At 64.8% G+C, this 16133-nt stretch carries 13 protein-coding genes; 8 read left to right on the forward strand and 5 right to left on the reverse strand.

Annotation, left to right across the window (positions count from 1 at the left end; all coding sequences use genetic code 11):
* The first annotated feature begins 6 nt into the window (after positions 1-6).
* Positions 7-471: an FKBP-type peptidyl-prolyl cis-trans isomerase gene (locus CSQ93_RS01305; protein WP_035822462.1), complete on the forward strand. Its 465-nt coding sequence runs from the start codon at positions 7-9 to the stop codon at positions 469-471.
* 84 nt (positions 472-555) lie between these two features.
* A complete protein-coding gene (gene cysK, locus CSQ93_RS01310) occupies positions 556-1488 on the forward strand; it encodes a cysteine synthase A (RefSeq protein WP_099376388.1) in 933 nt (310 codons plus the stop codon).
* Here the strand turns inward: cysK and CSQ93_RS01315 are convergent.
* The gene (locus tag CSQ93_RS01315; protein ID WP_233515984.1) at positions 1449-2747 is read right to left on the reverse strand and encodes an SGNH/GDSL hydrolase family protein; all 1299 of its coding nucleotides are present in this window, start codon (positions 2745-2747) and stop codon (positions 1449-1451) included. The genes cysK and CSQ93_RS01315 overlap by 40 nt on opposite strands.
* Positions 2748-2846: 99 nt before the next feature.
* On the opposite strand from CSQ93_RS01315, the gene CSQ93_RS01320 reads away from it, so the two are divergent.
* A complete protein-coding gene (locus tag CSQ93_RS01320) occupies positions 2847-3752 on the forward strand; it encodes a LysR family transcriptional regulator (RefSeq protein ID WP_099376390.1) in 906 nt (301 codons plus the stop codon).
* A gap of 89 nt (positions 3753-3841) precedes the next feature.
* Positions 3842-4243 (forward strand): ribosomal maturation YjgA family protein, encoded by a 402-nt coding sequence (locus CSQ93_RS01325; protein WP_099376391.1) that lies wholly within the window; start codon positions 3842-3844, stop codon positions 4241-4243.
* A 6-nt stretch (positions 4244-4249) separates the two neighbouring features.
* Here the strand turns inward: CSQ93_RS01325 and CSQ93_RS01330 are convergent, their stop codons facing one another.
* The 3 genes from CSQ93_RS01330 to CSQ93_RS01340 all read right to left on the reverse strand — a co-directional run bounded on the left by CSQ93_RS01330 (position 4250) and on the right by CSQ93_RS01340 (position 8217).
* The gene (locus CSQ93_RS01330; protein ID WP_099376392.1) at positions 4250-7069 is read right to left on the reverse strand and encodes a M16 family metallopeptidase; all 2820 of its coding nucleotides are present in this window, start codon (positions 7067-7069) and stop codon (positions 4250-4252) included.
* A gap of 77 nt (positions 7070-7146) precedes the next feature.
* The gene (locus tag CSQ93_RS01335) at positions 7147-7488 is read right to left on the reverse strand and encodes a hypothetical protein (RefSeq protein ID WP_199534209.1); all 342 of its coding nucleotides are present in this window, start codon (positions 7486-7488) and stop codon (positions 7147-7149) included.
* Positions 7489-8217 carry a hypothetical protein gene (locus CSQ93_RS01340; RefSeq protein WP_099376393.1) on the reverse strand — a complete coding sequence of 243 codons (729 nt, stop codon included), beginning with the start codon at positions 8215-8217 and terminating at the stop codon, positions 7489-7491.
* Between the two features lie 212 nt (positions 8218-8429).
* Between CSQ93_RS01340 and CSQ93_RS01345 the strand changes: the two genes are divergently transcribed.
* A complete protein-coding gene (locus CSQ93_RS01345) occupies positions 8430-10202 on the forward strand; it encodes a GGDEF domain-containing protein (protein WP_233515985.1) in 1773 nt (590 codons plus the stop codon).
* On the opposite strand, the gene CSQ93_RS01350 is transcribed toward CSQ93_RS01345, so the two are convergent.
* Complete coding sequence (locus tag CSQ93_RS01350; protein WP_099376394.1) at positions 10192-10674, reverse strand: CinA family protein; 483 nt, start codon at positions 10672-10674, stop codon at positions 10192-10194. The genes CSQ93_RS01345 and CSQ93_RS01350 overlap by 11 nt on opposite strands.
* A 224-nt stretch (positions 10675-10898) precedes the next feature.
* Here CSQ93_RS01350 and CSQ93_RS01355 point away from each other — a divergent pair, with 224 nt between their 5' ends.
* From CSQ93_RS01355 to CSQ93_RS01365, 3 genes are read left to right on the forward strand one after another with little or no spacing between them, the layout of a single operon-like run.
* Positions 10899-11516, forward strand: coding sequence for a YfiR family protein (locus CSQ93_RS01355; protein ID WP_158301069.1), 618 nt, complete (start codon positions 10899-10901; stop codon positions 11514-11516).
* Positions 11517-13547, forward strand: coding sequence for an ATP-binding protein (locus CSQ93_RS01360; protein WP_099376396.1), 2031 nt, complete (start codon positions 11517-11519; stop codon positions 13545-13547).
* Positions 13544-16132 (forward strand): EAL domain-containing protein, encoded by a 2589-nt coding sequence (locus CSQ93_RS01365; RefSeq protein WP_099376397.1) that lies wholly within the window; start codon positions 13544-13546, stop codon positions 16130-16132. The genes CSQ93_RS01360 and CSQ93_RS01365 overlap by 4 nt, the downstream gene beginning before the upstream one ends.
* Position 16133: the final 1 nt, after the last annotated feature.

The following is a 16133-nucleotide window of genomic DNA, read 5'->3' on the forward strand; positions in this document are numbered from 1 at the left end:
TACATCATGACGCGTAGCTCCGTTTTGTTTGCCCTGATCTGCTCCGTCGCCGCGTCGCTGGCGCAGGCACAGGCGCCAGCGCCTGTTCCCGCCTCCGCCGTCTCGCTGAGCCCCGGCCCTGTCGCCGATAAACTGATCCTGATCGACAACAAGGTCGGCACGGGCAAGGAAGCGTCCGCCGGCAATGCTGTCACCGTGCACTACACGGGCTGGCTGTACCGTCCGCTGGCGAAAGATTCGCGCGGCAAGAAGTTCGACAGCTCCGTGGGCCGTGGCCCGTTTGACTTCCCGCTCGGCAAGGGCATGGTCATCAAGGGTTGGGATCAGGGCGTGGCCGGCATGAAAGTGGGCGGCAAGCGCACCCTGATCATTCCAGGTGAACTGGCCTATGGTCCGCGCGGCGCAGGCAATGGCGACATTCCGCCGAACTCGGCATTGATCTTCGACGTGGAATTGCTGGACGTTAAGTAATTGTTCAGTTTCGGCAGCGCACCACGTGCGCTGCCGTGAAAAAGCGGTAGACTGGGATTTTCTGATATAGCTGTGGAGACTCCCATGAACATCGCCAACGACGTCACTGAACTGATCGGCAACACGCCCCTGGTGCGCATCAACCGCATCGCCGCCGGCAGTGTGGCCACCATCCTGGCCAAACTCGAATTCTACAATCCCGCGCACAGTGTCAAGGACCGCATCGGCCTGTCCATGATCGTTGCGGCCGAGGCCGCCGGCAAGATCCATCCCGATACCGTCATCGTCGAGCCCACCAGCGGCAACACGGGCATCGCGCTGGCCATGGTGTGCGCCGCGCGCGGCTACCGCTGCACCCTCGTCATGCCCGACACCATGAGCCGCGAGCGGCGCATCCTGCTGCGCGCCTATGGCGCCGAGCTGGTGCTCACGCCGGGCAGCGAAGGCATGCTGGGCGCCATCCGCAAGGCCGAGGAACTGGTGGCGGCCGACCCGCGCTACCTGATGCTGCAGCAATTCAATAATCCCGCCAATCCCGCCATCCACCGCGCCACGACGGCCGAGGAAATCTGGCGCGATACGGATGGGCAAGTGGACATCGTCGTCGCCGGCGTGGGCACGGGGGGCACGATTACCGGCATCGGCGAAGTGCTGAAGGAGCGCAAGCCCGGCGTGCAAGTGATTGCCGTGGAACCGGAAGCGTCGCCGATGCTGTCGAAAGGCACCAAGGGACCGCACCCGATCCAGGGCATCGGCGCCGGTTTCGTGCCGCAGATCCTCAACACGACTATCTACGACGAAATCATCTGCGTCAAGAACGACGATGCGTTCGCCACGGCGCGCCTGGCCGCCAGCGACGAAGGCTTGTTGGTCGGCATCTCGTCGGGTGCCGCCCTGTGGGCCGCCCTGCAAGTGGCGCGCCGTCCGGAAAACGCGGGCAAGACCATCGTCACCATCATTCCGTCGTTTGGCGAACGCTACTTGAGCACGGCTTTGTACGCGGGCCTGGGCGACTGATCTTTACTGTTAAACAGTAGCGACAGGTCTATCCCTTCCGCCAGCGCCAGGTTGCCCGCGTCGCCCGGATGCAGGTGGTCGCCCGAGTCGTAATCGGGCAGCAGGCGCAGCGGGTGGGCCGGGTCGCGCGCCCAGGCGTCGAAGTCGAGTACGGCGTCAAACAGGCTGCTGGCGCGTATCCACGCGTTCAACTGCTGGCGCAGCGCATCTTTATCAAGCTGATAATAGTCGCTCAGGGGCGTGCCGGGCAGGGCGCCTTCGAACGGCGTCAGGGTGGCAGCGATCACGCGCACGCCGCGGCTGCGGGCCTGGGCCACCAGCTGGGCGTAGCCGTTTGTTAACTTCTCCAATGTCGGCCGTTTTTCCCGTGGCGCAAACGCCGTGCCGGGCCAGCTGATGTCATTGATCCCCAACAAGACGATCACCGTGCGTACGCCAGGCTGCGCCAGCACGTCGCGCTCGAAACGCGCCAGGGCGTTGTCTCCCATGCCGTCGGACAACAGTCGCCCACCGGAAATGCCCGCATTGATCACGGCCACGCCGTGCGGCGCCAGGCGTTCGGCCAGGAAATCGGGCCAGCGCGCATCCATCCCCAGGCTGGCGCTGGCGCCATCGGTGATCGAGTCGCCGAGGATGGCCACTGCTTGTCCCGCCGCCGTCGCCTCCACCTGGATGGCCGTCAGTAAAAGGCGCGCCGTGGTGGTCTGCACGCCGGGCCCGTCATCAATGCGCGCGGCCTGCGTCTGGTCATGCGCCGCGATCCACGCCGTCTCGCGGCCATCCCAGTGAAACGTGGAGACGGGACTGGCCTGTGGCAAATGGATGCTCACCGTCAGCCGCGCCAGGTCCGGCACGGACAGGTCGACGGGGTCGCTGACGAGCGGCGCGCCCGGCGCGACGCTGGCCGAGGGCTGGCCGGCAAAGGTCAGCGTGCGCAGGCTGCCGGGTTTGATGGTTGAACTGGACGCGGCCAGGGCCACGCTGGCCGCGCCGATGTGCAGCGGCACCTTGCCATACGCGTTCGACAGCACGATGCGCACGCGCGGGCCGCCCACGCTGAGGCGCGCCACCTGGCGCACGGTGTGCCCGTGCAGCACGGCGGGCACGTTGGATGGGAAGAGGAAATCGCTGCCCCACACGGTTTGGGGGCTGGCCGTCCAGCTGGCCAGCCAGGCTTGAGGAGGTTCGGCCGCATGGGCGGGGGAAATACTCAGTGCTAGGCTCAGCAGGGCGGCGGGGAGGAGGGGAAATCGTTGCATGGCGGCTCGCTGCATCAAGGGGAATGTGTGCATGATGAAAGCAAAGCCATTTATGTACTAGACTATCTCATCGAAGAACATTTATGAGTTGAATTCACAATGGCCAGACTGGAAGTGAACCGTTCCGGCGAGCTGGAAGTGTTTGTGCGCGTGGTCGAGCTGGGCGGTTTTTCCGCCGCCGCGCGCGCCTGCGGCATGACGCCATCGGCCGTCAGCAAGCTCGTTGCGCGGCTGGAAGAGCGCCTGGGCGCACGCCTGTTGAACCGTTCCACGCGCCAGCTGCAGCTGACGGCCGAAGGCTGCGGCCTGTACGAACGGGGCAGGCATGTGCTGGCGGCGCTGGACGAGGCCGAGCGCTGCGCCGGCATGCAGGATGTGTCGCGCGGCAAAATACGGGTCAATGCGAACGTGCCGTTCGGCCAGCATTTTTTGCTGCCGCTGGCGCCCCTGTTCCTGGAACGCTATCCCGAGGTGACGCTCGACATCGTGCTCACGGATGAAGTGGTCGATATCCTCGAGCAGCGCACGGACGTGGCCGTGCGGGCCGGTCCCCTGAAAAGCTCCAGCCTGCTGGCGCGCAAGCTGGGCCAGACGCGCATGGCGATCGTGGCGGCGCCAGCCTACCTGGCGCGGCGCGGCACGCCGCTGACGCCCGCCGAGCTGGCATCGCACAATCTGCTCGACGCCAATTACGCGCGCGCCCGCTCGGGCTGGCCGCTGCGCCTGCCTGACGGCGACGTTGTCGTGCCGGTTATTGGCAATGCGCAGGCCAGCGATGGCGAAGCCTTGCGGCAACTGGCGCTGGCGGGACTGGGGCTGGCGCGCCTGGCCGCCTTCCAGGTGCGCGCCGATATCGCGGCCGGCCGTTTGCAGACCGTGCTGGAAGAGTTCAACCCCGGTGACAGCGAGGAAGTGCATGCCGTCTTCGTGGGCCAAGGCGGGCATGTGCCGTTGCGCGTGCGCGTCTTTCTCGATTTCCTGGCGCAGAACGTCAAGTTGAACTGATGCATTAGGCTACAGGCGGACACGGCTGCGCAGTACAATATCGGACGGGCCGCAATGGTTCGGCCCGTATTGTGCCTTTGAATGGAAATATGTTCCTGGTAAAACCTGAACGCCGCCGCCTGCTGCAGGTGGGCGCAACCGTGGCTGTCATCGCGCTGGGCCTGGCTTCGCGCGCCTATCCCCAATTCGTCCCCGCCGCGCTCGGCAAGTATCCGGGCGACGCCCTGTGGGCCATGATGATCGTCTTTGCGCTGGGCATCGTTGCCACGCGCATGCGCACGTGGCAACTGGCCTTGTGGTCTCTGCTGATCTGCTTTGCCGTGGAATTCGGCCAGCTGATCCAGGCGCCGTGGCTCGTCGCGCTGCGCGCGCATCCGCTGGGACACCTGGTGCTGGGCTCTGCCTTCGGCTGGGTCGACTTGCTCGCCTACACGGCGGGCGTGACGATCGCGGCGCTGGTGGATAAAGCGGCGCTGTTCAAGCGCCGCTAATCCTGATCACTTCACGTTGCCTTCAGCATCGCGCAATTCCACGGGCGCCAGTTTGAGCTTGCTCAATTGCGGGGCGATCTTCGCCTTGTCGCCCACGCCGATAACGATCAGCTTTTCCGGCTGCAGGTATTTTTTCGCCACCTGCTGCACTTGCTTGTCCGTCACGCTGGCAAAACGCTGCGGCAAGGTCGTGTAATAGTCGAGGCCCAGGCCGTAGATGTACGCGTTCGCCATGCTGGCGCTGATGCTGGCGTTCGTGTCGAACTGGCCGGGCAAGGACAGCACTTGCGAGTTGCGTGCATTCGCCAATTCCTTGTTGCTCAAGGGCTTGGCGATCATGGCGCGGATTTCCCTGACGGTTTCCGACACGGCCGGGCCTGTCACATCGGTGCGCACGCTGGCGGCAATCGAGAACGGTCCAGGCTGGTTGCGGTACTGGAATTGCGAGCGCACGCCATACGTATACCCCTTTTCTTCGCGCAAGTTGGTGTTCAGGCGGCTGGTAAACAAGCCGCCCAGCGCCGCGTTCATCACTTGCAGCGGCGCGTAGTCGGGCGTGGCGCGCGGCACGGCGATGGTCGACAGGCGCACGGCCGTTTGCGGCGCGCCCGGCTTGTCGACCAGGATCAATTTTGCTTTCGTCGTCTGCGGCGCGGCGGCCACGGCCGGCGCCACCGTGCCTGGCTTCCAGCTGCCGAACTTCGCTTCGGCCAGCGCCTTCAGTTCCGCTTCGCCGATATCGCCCGAGACGATCAGCGCCGCATTATTCGGCAGATAATGCTGCTGCCAGAAACCTTGCAGATCGGCGCGGCTGGCCGCTTTCAGTGCCGCTTCCGTGCCCAGCTGGATGTAGCCATACGGATGCTGCGGGCCATACAGGGCTGCCGCTTCCACGCGGGCCGCCACCGCGCCCGCGTTTTCGCGCTGCTGTGCCAGCTGTCCGATGCGGCTGGCACGCTGGCGCTCGACTTCTTCTTGCGGGAATTGCGGGTGCAGCACCACGTCGGCCAGCACGTCCAGCGCTTGCGGGAAGGTGGTTTTGAGCGACGTCAGCTGGGCGAACGAGGCATCCGTGCCGGAGCCTGTGCTCAGCAGGGCGCCCAGCTGCGCCACATCGTCGGCGATCTGCGGCGCCGTGCGCGTGGCCGTGCCTTCCTGCAGCAATTGCGCCGTAAAGCTCGACAAGCCCGGCTGCGCCAGCGGATTGGCGCCCGAGCCGCTCTTGATCACCAGCTGGCTGGAAACGAGCGGCACGGCCCCGTTGTAGTGGTGGATCACGGTCAAACCGTTCGCCAGGGTGAACGATTTTCCTTGCGGTAAAACAATCTTCGGTGCGGGACCGGCCTTCGGCACGGCATTGCGCCATGGCTCGTCCGCATTGATGGCCGTGCCTGGCGCAGGCTTGACTTTGCCAGGCGCCGGCGTCGGCACTTCCGCGCCCAGGTCCGGCTTGCCCGGCACGCCGTAGACGACGACGCGCGACTGGTTTTTCAGGTACGTGTCCACGGCGCGCTGCACGCCGGCTGCCGTCACCTGGCGGTAGCGCTCGATATCCTTGGCCAGGTAGCCGGGGTCGCCCACGTATTGGTTGTATTCGTTGAGCAAGTTGGCCACGCCGCGCCCGCCCATTTTTTCCACCTGGCTCAGCATGGTGGTCTCGATGCTGTTGCGCGCCCGTTCCAGTTCCTTCTCGGTGGGACCCTTGGCACGCAATTGTTCCAGCTCCGCCTGCAAGGCTTGCTCGATTTCCTCGGGCTGGTGGCCCGGGCGCGCCGTCGCGTCGATGGTGAAGATGGAGGTGAGGGCGTTCGATCCCTGGCTGGCGCCCACGTCCTGGGCGATCTGCTTGTCGTACACGAGCGATTTGTATAAACGGCTGGACTTGCCGCCGGCCAGGATGTGCGCGGCCATCGACAGTTCCGCGTCATCCCTGGTGTAGGCGGACGGCGTCAGCCAGGCCATGAAGACGCGCGGCAACTCGACCCGGTCCTGCACCACGATGCGGCGTTCCTGCGTGATGGGCGGCGTCACGACATCGGGTTTCGGCACGGCCGGGCCGCTCTTGAAGCTGCCGAAATATTTATTCACCAGCTCCTTGGTTTTCGCCTTGTCGATATCGCCCGCGATCACGAGGCTGGCGTTGTTGGGGCCATAGTATTTGCTGAAGAATTCCTTGATGTCGGCCAGTTTCGCGTTCTGGATATCCGCGTGCGAACCGATGACGCTGGCGTAATACGGGTGGGTCTTGGGAAACAGCTGGTGGTACAGCGCTTCCTGCACGATGCCGTAGGGCGCATTTTCCACGCTCTGGCGGCGCTCGTTGCGCACCACGTCCTGCTGGTTCGTCAGCGCCGTCTGGTCGAGCACGTCCAGCAGGTAGCCCATGCGGTCGGAATGCGTCCACAGGGCCAGTTCCAGCTGGTTCGACGGCACCGTGTCGAAATAATTGGTGCGGTCGAAATCCGTGCTGCCGTTCGAATCCGTGGCGCCCGCGCCTTCGAGCAACTGGTCGGCCATGCCGCGCGGCACGTGCTTGGTGGCGGCAAACATCATGTGCTCGAACAAATGCGCAAAGCCCGTCAGGCCCGGCGCTTCATTCGCGGGACCCACGTGGTACCAGATATTGACGGCCGTGACGGGCAATTTATGGTCTTCCACGAGAATCACGTCGAGGCCGTTCGGCAAGGTGTATTTTTCGTAGGCGATATGCGGCACGGACGTCGCGCCCGTCGCGAGGGCCGCATCGGCGGCGTGGCTCAGGCTCAAGGGGGCGCCGTACAGCGACAGCAGCAGGGCGGGGAGGGCCAGCAGTTTGATCGGTTTCATGCATGCTTCCAGGGTAGGTGGAGAAGACGCTGCGGCTCGCTCGTGGCTGGCGCAGCGCGACGATACTACGGTCGGTGCTACAGTTTATACAGCAGGGCCGCGCCGCCCAGCACCAGCAGCGCGCAGGCGACAGAGACGATGGCCGCGGCGCCCAGCAAGCGCCATTCGCGCGGAGAAAACCAAGGGGTGGACAGGGGCGCTTCCGGCGCAGGCTGGGGCATGGCCGCAGGCAAGCCGCCCGCCGCGCGCGCCTGGGCCGCCAGCGCCTGCGTGGCAGCATCGAGCACGGCCAGCTGGCGCTCGACTGTTTCCGCCAGCACGGCTTCGTTCAGCGCCACGAGGGCGAATATCGGGTCATCGACGTCGATCTTGATGCCCGTCTTGTCGAACACGTGGCTGCGCAGTTTGTGCTGGTCCATCTACCACTGCACCTTGTCGAGCTGTTCGAAGATGTCGCGGTAGACGACCTTGATGCGCTGCTTTTCCATGATGTTGAACTTGTCGTTCTGCAGCACTTCCTGCATCGTCAGGCGCGCCGTGTTCATTTTCTTGACGTCCGCGCCAAAGGTGTCGGGATTGCGCTGGCTCAAGGTGATGCTGCCTTTGACGCGCGCGCGGTTGTCGGCATACGACTGCGATTCGACGAACTGCTTGCCCGACGCCGATTGCAGCAGGCCGAAATGTTCGTTTTGCCACAGCACCAGCGGCACGGTCGTCGATTGGGCTGTCGCCACAAAACCCGTGGCCGTGTCGTGCAGGGTATCTCCGCCGCCGACGATGGTGTGGATGTAGACCTTGCGGCCCGATTCTTCCAGCAGCGAGAAGCAGTCGTTTTCCAGCAAGTAGCCCATCAGCGGCGAAAACGTGTTCGCGCCATTGTCGACCACGCAGTTGCCGTCTTCTTCGAGGATATCGATCATCAGCGCGTCGAAGCGTTTCGGGTCGATGTTGCGCGCATCCGTCATCACGGGCACATGCTTGACGTCCATCGCCTTGTAGCGCGAGAACGTGGCGTTTTCCTGATCGGTGTCATAGCAGCGCAAAGGCGCGCCATCCTTGCCGCCTATCCACTGGGCCAGCAGGGTCGAGACGAGGGTCTTGCCGATGCCGCCCTTGCCCTGCAGGATGAAATGTACCGTGTTTTGCATTGCGACTACTCCAAGTTGTTGCGTCAGTGACAATCAAAGATCCGTGACAGCGGCGCAGGCGCCCGGCCAGGCCACGACTGGCATTTTTACCACAATCCTTTGCAAATATGCCATGCGGAACAGCGAATCTGGTTATGATGTTAATCAGGATACCATTGATACAGAGCAAGTTTTGTGTGAAAAATCCACCCCAGAGTGTGAACGAGGACGCAGTGCCGATCTCCAGTCTCGATAAAGCCGACATTGACCGTCTGAATCAGCAAGCCCTGTCTTGCCTGGTCGGTAACCGCCGCCAGGCACGCCGGCTGGCGCAGATGGCGCTGGCGGCGGCGCAACGGCAACAGTATGCGCGCGGCGGCGCGTATGCGGAACTCAATCATTGCTGGCTGGCGTATTACGCGGGCGAGGCCGAACCGTCGTGCGAACGCCTGGGCGCGTATTTCCAGCACAGCGGCGACCTGGAAGGGGGCATGGAAGTGGCTGCCCTGCAGGGCGCGTATGCGAGCCGGCGCGGCGATTTTGCCGATGCCGAGCAGCATTTCCTGCAGGCGCGCAGCCAGGCCGCGCAGATACCCGATTCCTTGCACAAATTCATGCTGTACGCGCGCCTGGGCGTCGATGCCCTGAACCGTGGCGATACGCAGGACGGCCCGCGCAACTTTTTGCTGGCGCTCGACATTGCCGAGCGTTTCGGCAGCCCCGCGCACCGGGTCAACAGCCTGTCGAACCTGGCCTCGTCGCAGCATGACCTGGGCAACGATGAGGACGCGATTCCCCTGCTGGTCGAGGCGCTCGAAATCATCGGCACGCAAAAACTCAAATACCAGCAAACCATCGTCTCGGCCAACCTGGCCATGTGTTTATTAGCCACCGGCAAGCCGGCCGAGGCGCTGGCGCTGGTGGAGCCGTTTTACGAGTGGCCGGAAGAAGACCTGGCCGTGCGCGCCTTCCTGTTCTGCATCGCCGCCCACGCGGCCATCCTGCTGCGCCAGCCCGAGAGCGCCCTGCAACTGCTGTTGCGCGCAGAAGAATATGCGCGCCGGGGCCAGGACCTGGAAGAGCAGATGCATGCGTGGCTGGTGCGCGGCAAGCTGGACTTGCATGCGGGCCAGACGGCGCAGGCGCTGGCCTCGCTGACGCAGGCGCACAGCCTGCTGAGCTGGACGCGCAATCCTTTTCACCAGCAGCAGATTTTGCGCGGCTTGTCCGATATCAATGCCCAGCTGGGCGAATGGCAGGCCGCATATGGTTTCCTGCAGCAATACCAGGCCGCCTATGAGGCCAGCAGCAAGTCGGCGCGCGCCTCGCGCAGCCTGATGCGCAACCTGGAAAAGGAAATGCACAGCTTGAAGGCCGAGCGCGACAAGGCGCTGGAACTGCAGGCGGCGCGCGAGACGGAAAACGCCAAGCTCGAGCACCTGAACCGCGAGCTGGCGCACCAGATACTGCACGTCAATTCCCTGCAGGACAGCCTGAAGGAACAGGCCATGCGCGACCACCTGACGGGCCTGTACAACCGCCGCCATTTTGAAACGTGTCTCAATGCCATCCTGCACGAGGCCGATGCGGATGCGCCCGTGGCCATCGCCATCATCGACCTGGATTTTTTCAAGCGCGTCAACGACACCTACGGACACAACTTTGGCGATGAAGTGCTGATCCAGTTCGCGCGCCTGGTGGAAGGCCAGTTGCGCGGCAGCGACATGCTGTGCCGCTATGGCGGCGAGGAATTCTGCCTGCTGTTGCGCGAAGCCGACAGCCTCATCGCGGCGCACAAGATCGACGATATCGCCGCGCGCTACCGCCAGTTGCTGATCCAGCAGGCGCCGCACAGCTTGACGGGCTGCACCTTTTCGGCCGGCATCGCGGAATACCCGCGCCACGGCGCCGGCCGCCACGAATTGCTGATGCGCGCCGACAGCGCCCTGTATGCGGCCAAGCAGGCGGGCCGCGACCGCGCCTGCATCGCCGATGCTACCGGATAAAGCGCAGCAGTTCGCGCAGGGCGTGCGCCACGGCCTGCTCGCGCACGGCTTGCCGGTCGCCCGCAAACACCAGCCGCTGCGTCTGCACGCGCCCGTCCATGGCCCAGCCGAAACAGATGGTGCCGACGGGCTTGCCCGGTACGCCGCCCGTGGGGCCGGCGATGCCCGTGGTCGAGACGGCCACTTGGGCTTCGCTGTGGGCCAGGGTGCCTTGCGCCATCGCGGCGGCCACTTCCTCGCTGACGGCGCCGTGTGCGGCGATCAGCGTGGCGGGCACGCCCAGCATGCCGCTCTTGGCCCCGTTGGAATAGGTGACGAAGCCCCGTTCGAACCAGGCGCTTGAGCCTGAAATATCCGTGACGGCTTGCGCCACGCCGCCGCCCGTGCACGATTCCGCCGTGGCCAGCAGCCAGCCCTTCGCCTGCAAGGCCAGGCCGACGGCGGTGGAGAGAGAGGCGAGTTCGTTGCTCATGGATGACTCCTGCATGCGGTGAAAATGGTGGCAAGACTGTAGCATGGTCAACGGTAAAAGAAACTTTCCCCGGTCACAGCGAAAATGCGTACACTCTTTTATACATTTGCTACCACTTCGGGCCGGCAGGCGCTCTGTCGCTGCGCCACCCAGGTGCGCATCGCTCGAACAGGCAAGCGGCATGGTGCCGCGCCTTCGGATTGCAATATCTTTACTCGGTTGTCATGGTAATTCTGAACTGGACCTGGTGGCGTCATCCTGGCCCCCTGCGCCGCCCCGCGCGCGGCGCTGGCCGCCGCTCTCTCCGCTTGGGCTGGTTATTGCTGCTTCTTGGCGTGCTGTGCGCCGATGCGCGGGCACAGGTGCCGGGGGAGCTGGAACGCCAGGTCAAGGCCGCGTATCTGTACAAGTTTGCCGGCTTTGTCGAATGGCCCGACGGCAGCTTTGCCCGGCCCGAATCTCCGCTGGTGATCGGCGTGGCGGGCGCCGATGCGCTGGCCGAGCAGCTCGAACAGAGCGTGGCCGGGCATAGCGTCAACGGCCGCGCCGTGCAGGTGAAAAAAGTGCGCCGTGGCGAAACGCTGGCCGGGCTGCACGTGCTGTACCTGGGCGCGCTGGAGAAACCGGCGCTGCAGGAGATGCTGGCCGCCAGCCGTGGCCTGGCGTTGTTGACGGTGTCCGATTCGGATGAGGTCTACGCGATGGGCAGCATGATCAATTTTGTAATGGCCGAAGACAAGGTCCGCTTCGACGTGGCCTTGAAACCCGTGGCGCAGGCGCATATCCGCATCAGCGCGCGCATGCTGCTGGCCGCCTACCGCGTGCAGACGGGAGGCGCCTAGATGATCAGACTGCGTTCCATCCGCCACAAGCTGATGTCGGTGGTCTTGCTGACGACCCTGGTGGCCCTCGTCATTTCGCTGGGCACCATCGTCGTCTATGACTTGCGCGCCTACCACCGCAACCTGGTGGCCGACATCAGTACCCAGGCCGAGCTGCTGGGGCACATGAGTTCGGCCGCGCTGGCCTTCGACGACGAGCGTCTGGCGCTGGAAAACCTCAACCTGATGCGCATCCGCCCGCGCGTGACGGCCGGCGCCCTGTACAAGGCCGATGGCAGCCTGTTCGCCAGCTACCGCGCGAATGAGCGTGTGGGCGAGCTGCCGGCGAAGGTGGGCAAGGAAGGCGAAAACATCGCCGGCAGTTCGGTGGAGCTGTTCAAGCCCATCGTCGACAATGGCGAACTGCTGGGCACCGTGTATTTGCGCGCCGACTACGAGCTGGCCGGCCGCACGGCCGACTACCTGGCCATCGCCCTGGGCGTGACGGTACTGGCGCTGCTGGTGGCCTTGCTGCTGCTGCGCCGGCTTGATTTCGTCATCACGCAACCGATCCTCGATATCGCCGACGTGGCGCGCGAAGTGATTGAAACGGGCGACTATTCGCGCCGCGCGCGCAAGCTCAGCGTCGACGAAGTGGCGCAACTGGTCGATTCCTTCAACAAGATGCTGGCCGAGATCGAGCTGCGCACGCAGGCGCTGGAGCGCTCGAACGGCGAACTGGCGCGCGAAGGCGAGCAGCGCACCCAGGCGCAGCAGGAAGTCATGCGCCTGAACCAGGAGCTGGAAGTGCGCGTGCACGAGCGCACGGTGCAGCTGGAAATGACGAATGGCGAACTGGCCATGGCAATGGAAGAGGCGCGCAGCGCCAACTATGCCAAGTCGGCCTTCTTGTCTTCGATGAGCCATGAATTGCGCACGCCGCTCAACGCCATCCTGGGCTTCGCGCAAATCCTCAGTTCCGACCGCCTGCCGTCGACCCTGGAGCAAAAGAAGGAGTTCGCCGGGCATATCCTGAAATCGGGGCGCCATTTGTTGACATTGATCAATGAAATCCTCGACCTGGCCAAGGTGGAATCGGGCACCGTCAGCCTGTCGCTGGAACCCGTGGGCCTGGACGCCATCTTGCAGGAATGCCGCGACATGATCGCGCCGCTGGCCAGCCAGCGCGGCATCGGCATGGCCTTCCCCGATGCCTGCCCCCTGAACGTGCTGGCCGACCGCACGCGCCTCAAGCAAATCCTGTTGAACCTGCTGTCGAATGCGCTCAAGTACAACCGCGAGCGGGGGCAGGTGGCCATCGATTGCGTGCCGCAAGCGGGCGGGCGGGTGCGCATCAGCGTGCGGGACACGGGCGTGGGCCTCGACGGCGAACAGGTGGCGCTGCTGTTCCAGCCTTTCAACCGGCTGGGGCAGGAAGGCGGCACGGAAGAAGGCAGCGGCATCGGCCTGGTGGTCACCAAGCGCCTGGTGGAGCTGATGGATGGCAGCATCGGCGTCTCCAGCGCGCCCGGCGAGGGCAGCACCTTCTGGATCGAGCTGCGCGTGGTCGATGCCTTGCCCGCACCCGCCACGCTGGCCTTGCCGCGGCCGGACCTGGCCGGCGCGCTGCTCGAGCACAGCGCGCCTGTGACCTTGCTGTACGTGGAAGACAATCCCGCCAACCTGACCCTGGTCGAGGAAATCGTGCGCTACTGCCCGCAATTACAGCTGCTGACGGCCACGGATGGCCGCCTGGGCGTGGATATGGCGCGTACACATTTGCCGCAGCTGATCCTGATGGACATCAACCTGCCGCACGTGAACGGCACGGATGCGCTGAAACTGCTGCGCGCCGATCCGCGCACGGCGCACATCCCCGTCATCGCCCTGACGGCCAACGCCATGCCGGGCGACGTGGAGCGCAGCCTGGCACTGGGCTTTTACCGCTATCTGACCAAGCCGATCAACCTCGATGAATTTACCGAGGCGATCAACAGCACCCTGGCCTACGTGGCGCAGCAGCGCCGGCAGAAGGGAACAGGCGCGCCATGATCAGCCAGGCCGATATCTATGCGGCGAAAATTCTCATCGTCGACGACCAGGAAGTCAATTTGCGCCTGCTCGAGCATTTGCTGCAAAGCGGCGGCTACACGGCCATCAGCAGCACCCTCGACGCGCACGCCGTGGCCGGCCTGCACCAGCGCCAGCAGTTCGACCTGATCATCCTCGACCTGGTGATGCCTGGCATGAGCGGCTACGACGTGATGGATGCCTTGCGCCCGCTGGAACTGGAAGGCTATCTGCCCGTGCTGGTGATCGCCGCCGATCCGGACGCCAAGCTGGCGGCGCTGGAAGCGGGCGCGCGCGACTTCATCAGCAAGCCGTTTGATGCGCTCGAAGTGCTCACGCGCATCCGCAACATGCTCGAAGTGCGGTTGCTGCACCGCGCCGCGCGCCACTACAACACCTTGCTCGAACGCACGGTGGGCCAGCGCACGGCGGAACTGCAGCGCTTTCGCGGCGCCATGGACGCCACCACCGACGCCATCTTCCTCGTCGACGTGCTGGGCATGACCCTGGTCGACGTCAATGACGGCGCGTGCCGTTTGCTCGGCTATGCGCGCGCCGAATTGCTGGCGCTGGCGCCCGGCACCCTGCTGCCGTCACCGCCGGCCCCGCCCCTGGCCGCGCTGCCAGGCGGCCCGGCCCACCTGGCCACGGAAGTGACGGAGTGCGAACTGGTGCGGCGCGACCTGAGCCTGGTGCCCGTGGAACTGAGCTGGCACTGGTATGCGCAGGCGCCCGTGGCGGGCGGCTATCCTGGCACCCCTGGCGCGGGCGGCCTGCTGCTGATCGCCGTGGCGCGCGACATCAGCGAACGGCGCCAGGCGCAGGAGCGCCTGAAGCACCTGGCCCATTACGATGGTTTGACAGGGCTGCCGAACCGCAGCCTGTTTTACCAGACGCTGGCCCAGGCCGTCGAACTGGCGCAAGAGAAAAGCTGGCGCATCGTGGTGCTGTTCATCGCGCTCGACCGTTTTAAAAGCATCAATGACACCTTGGGCGCGGCGCTGGGCGACGAATTGCTGCGCCAGTTCAGCAACCGCCTGGTCGAATGCGTGCGCCTGCGTGACACGGTGGGGCGCCTGGGCAACGACGAATTCGCGTTGATTCTGACCATGAGCCGCAACCAGCAGGAAGCCGTGGCGGTCGCCAACCAGGTGCGCGAAGCCTTGCGCGCGCCGTTCGATTTGCGCGGCCATGCGGCCACCCTGACGGCCAGCATCGGTATCGCCATGTATCCGGACGACGCCACCGACCCGGAAACCCTGATCAAATACGCGAATACGGCCATGGGCGGCGCCAAGCAGGCGGGCCGCGACGGCTACCGCTTTTTCACGGCCGGCATGAACGTGCAGGTGCTGGCGCGCCTGGACCTGGAACTGGCGCTGCGCCATGCGCTCGAACACGATCAGTTCATCCTGTACTACCAGCCGAAGGTGGATTTGCGCACGGGGCGCATCAGCGGCGTGGAAGCGCTGCTGCGCTGGCGCCGTCCCGGCTACGGCCTGGTGGCGCCGGCCGAATTCGTGCCCGTGCTGGAAGACACGGGCCTGATCGTGCGCGTGGGCGCCTGGGTGATCCAGGCTGCCTGCCGCCAGATCGCCGAGTGGCGCGACAGCGAAGTGGGACCAGTGCACGTGGCCGTGAACGTGTCGAGCCGCCAGTTTGCCGAAGGCGACCTGGAAGGCGAAGTGACGCGCGCGCTGGCGCAGTATGGCGTGGCGCCGGAATTGCTGGAACTGGAACTGACGGAAACGGCGCTGATGTCGAATGCCGAGCGCACCATCGTCGTACTGGGCAAACTGAAGAAAATCGGCGTGAAGGTGGCCATCGACGATTTCGGCACCGGCTACTCGAGCCTCGCGTATCTGCAGCGCTTCCCCATCGACAAGCTGAAAATCGACATCGCCTTCGTGCGCAACATCACCAGCAACCCGAACGACGCGGCCATCGCGCTGGCCATCGTCAGCATGGCGCACAGTCTGAAACTGAGCGTGGTGGCCGAGGGCGTGGAGTCGCGCCCGCAGCTGGAATACCTGCGGCGCAACCGCTGCGACGAGATCCAGGGCTTCTATTTCAGCCGCGCCCTGCCGGCGCTGGAACTGGGGCAGATGATCGTCGCCGGCGCCGGCCTGCCGCCCGGCCACGACCCGGCCGCCCAGCCCGCGCAAACCCTGCTCATCGTCGACGACGACGTCAACGTGCTGTCGTCATTGCACCGGCTGTTCCGTCCCGAGGGCTACCAGATCCTCACGGCCAGCACGCCGGCCGAAGGGTTTGAAATGCTGGCCCTGCACCGGGTCCACGTGATCGTCTGCGACCAGCGCATGCCCAGCATGAGCGGCACGGAATTTCTCAGTAAAGTAAAAGAGCTGTACCCGGAAACCATCCGCATCATCCTGTCCGGCTACACGGGCCTCGAAGCCGTGCTCGACTCGATCAACCGGGGCGCCATCTACCGTTTTTATACGAAGCCGTGGGATGATACCCAGCTGCGCGACAACATCCGCCTGGCCTTCCAGCACTACTGGATGGTGAACCAGCCGGGGCTGGCGCGGGTGGCGGTGCGCTAGC

The organism is Janthinobacterium sp. BJB426 (assembly GCF_002735705.1).
Taxonomy (GTDB): domain Bacteria; phylum Pseudomonadota; class Gammaproteobacteria; order Burkholderiales; family Burkholderiaceae_D; genus Janthinobacterium.

Coding starts and splice junctions, on each gene's coding strand:
- CSQ93_RS01305 (WP_035822462.1), top strand. CDS start 7: ATGACGCGTAGCTCCGTTTTGTTTGCCCTGATCTGCTCCGTCGCCGCG.
- cysK (WP_099376388.1), top strand. CDS start 556: ATGAACATCGCCAACGACGTCACTGAACTGATCGGCAACACGCCCCTG.
- CSQ93_RS01315 (WP_233515984.1), bottom strand. CDS start 2,747: ATGCAACGATTTCCCCTCCTCCCCGCCGCCCTGCTGAGCCTAGCACTG.
- CSQ93_RS01320 (WP_099376390.1), top strand. CDS start 2,847: ATGGCCAGACTGGAAGTGAACCGTTCCGGCGAGCTGGAAGTGTTTGTG.
- CSQ93_RS01325 (WP_099376391.1), top strand. CDS start 3,842: ATGTTCCTGGTAAAACCTGAACGCCGCCGCCTGCTGCAGGTGGGCGCA.
- CSQ93_RS01330 (WP_099376392.1), bottom strand. CDS start 7,069: ATGAAACCGATCAAACTGCTGGCCCTCCCCGCCCTGCTGCTGTCGCTG.
- CSQ93_RS01335 (WP_199534209.1), bottom strand. CDS start 7,488: ATGGACCAGCACAAACTGCGCAGCCACGTGTTCGACAAGACGGGCATC.
- CSQ93_RS01340 (WP_099376393.1), bottom strand. CDS start 8,217: ATGCAAAACACGGTACATTTCATCCTGCAGGGCAAGGGCGGCATCGGC.
- CSQ93_RS01350 (WP_099376394.1), bottom strand. CDS start 10,674: ATGAGCAACGAACTCGCCTCTCTCTCCACCGCCGTCGGCCTGGCCTTG.
- CSQ93_RS01355 (WP_158301069.1), top strand. CDS start 10,899: ATGGTAATTCTGAACTGGACCTGGTGGCGTCATCCTGGCCCCCTGCGC.
- CSQ93_RS01360 (WP_099376396.1), top strand. CDS start 11,517: ATGATCAGACTGCGTTCCATCCGCCACAAGCTGATGTCGGTGGTCTTG.
- CSQ93_RS01365 (WP_099376397.1), top strand. CDS start 13,544: ATGATCAGCCAGGCCGATATCTATGCGGCGAAAATTCTCATCGTCGAC.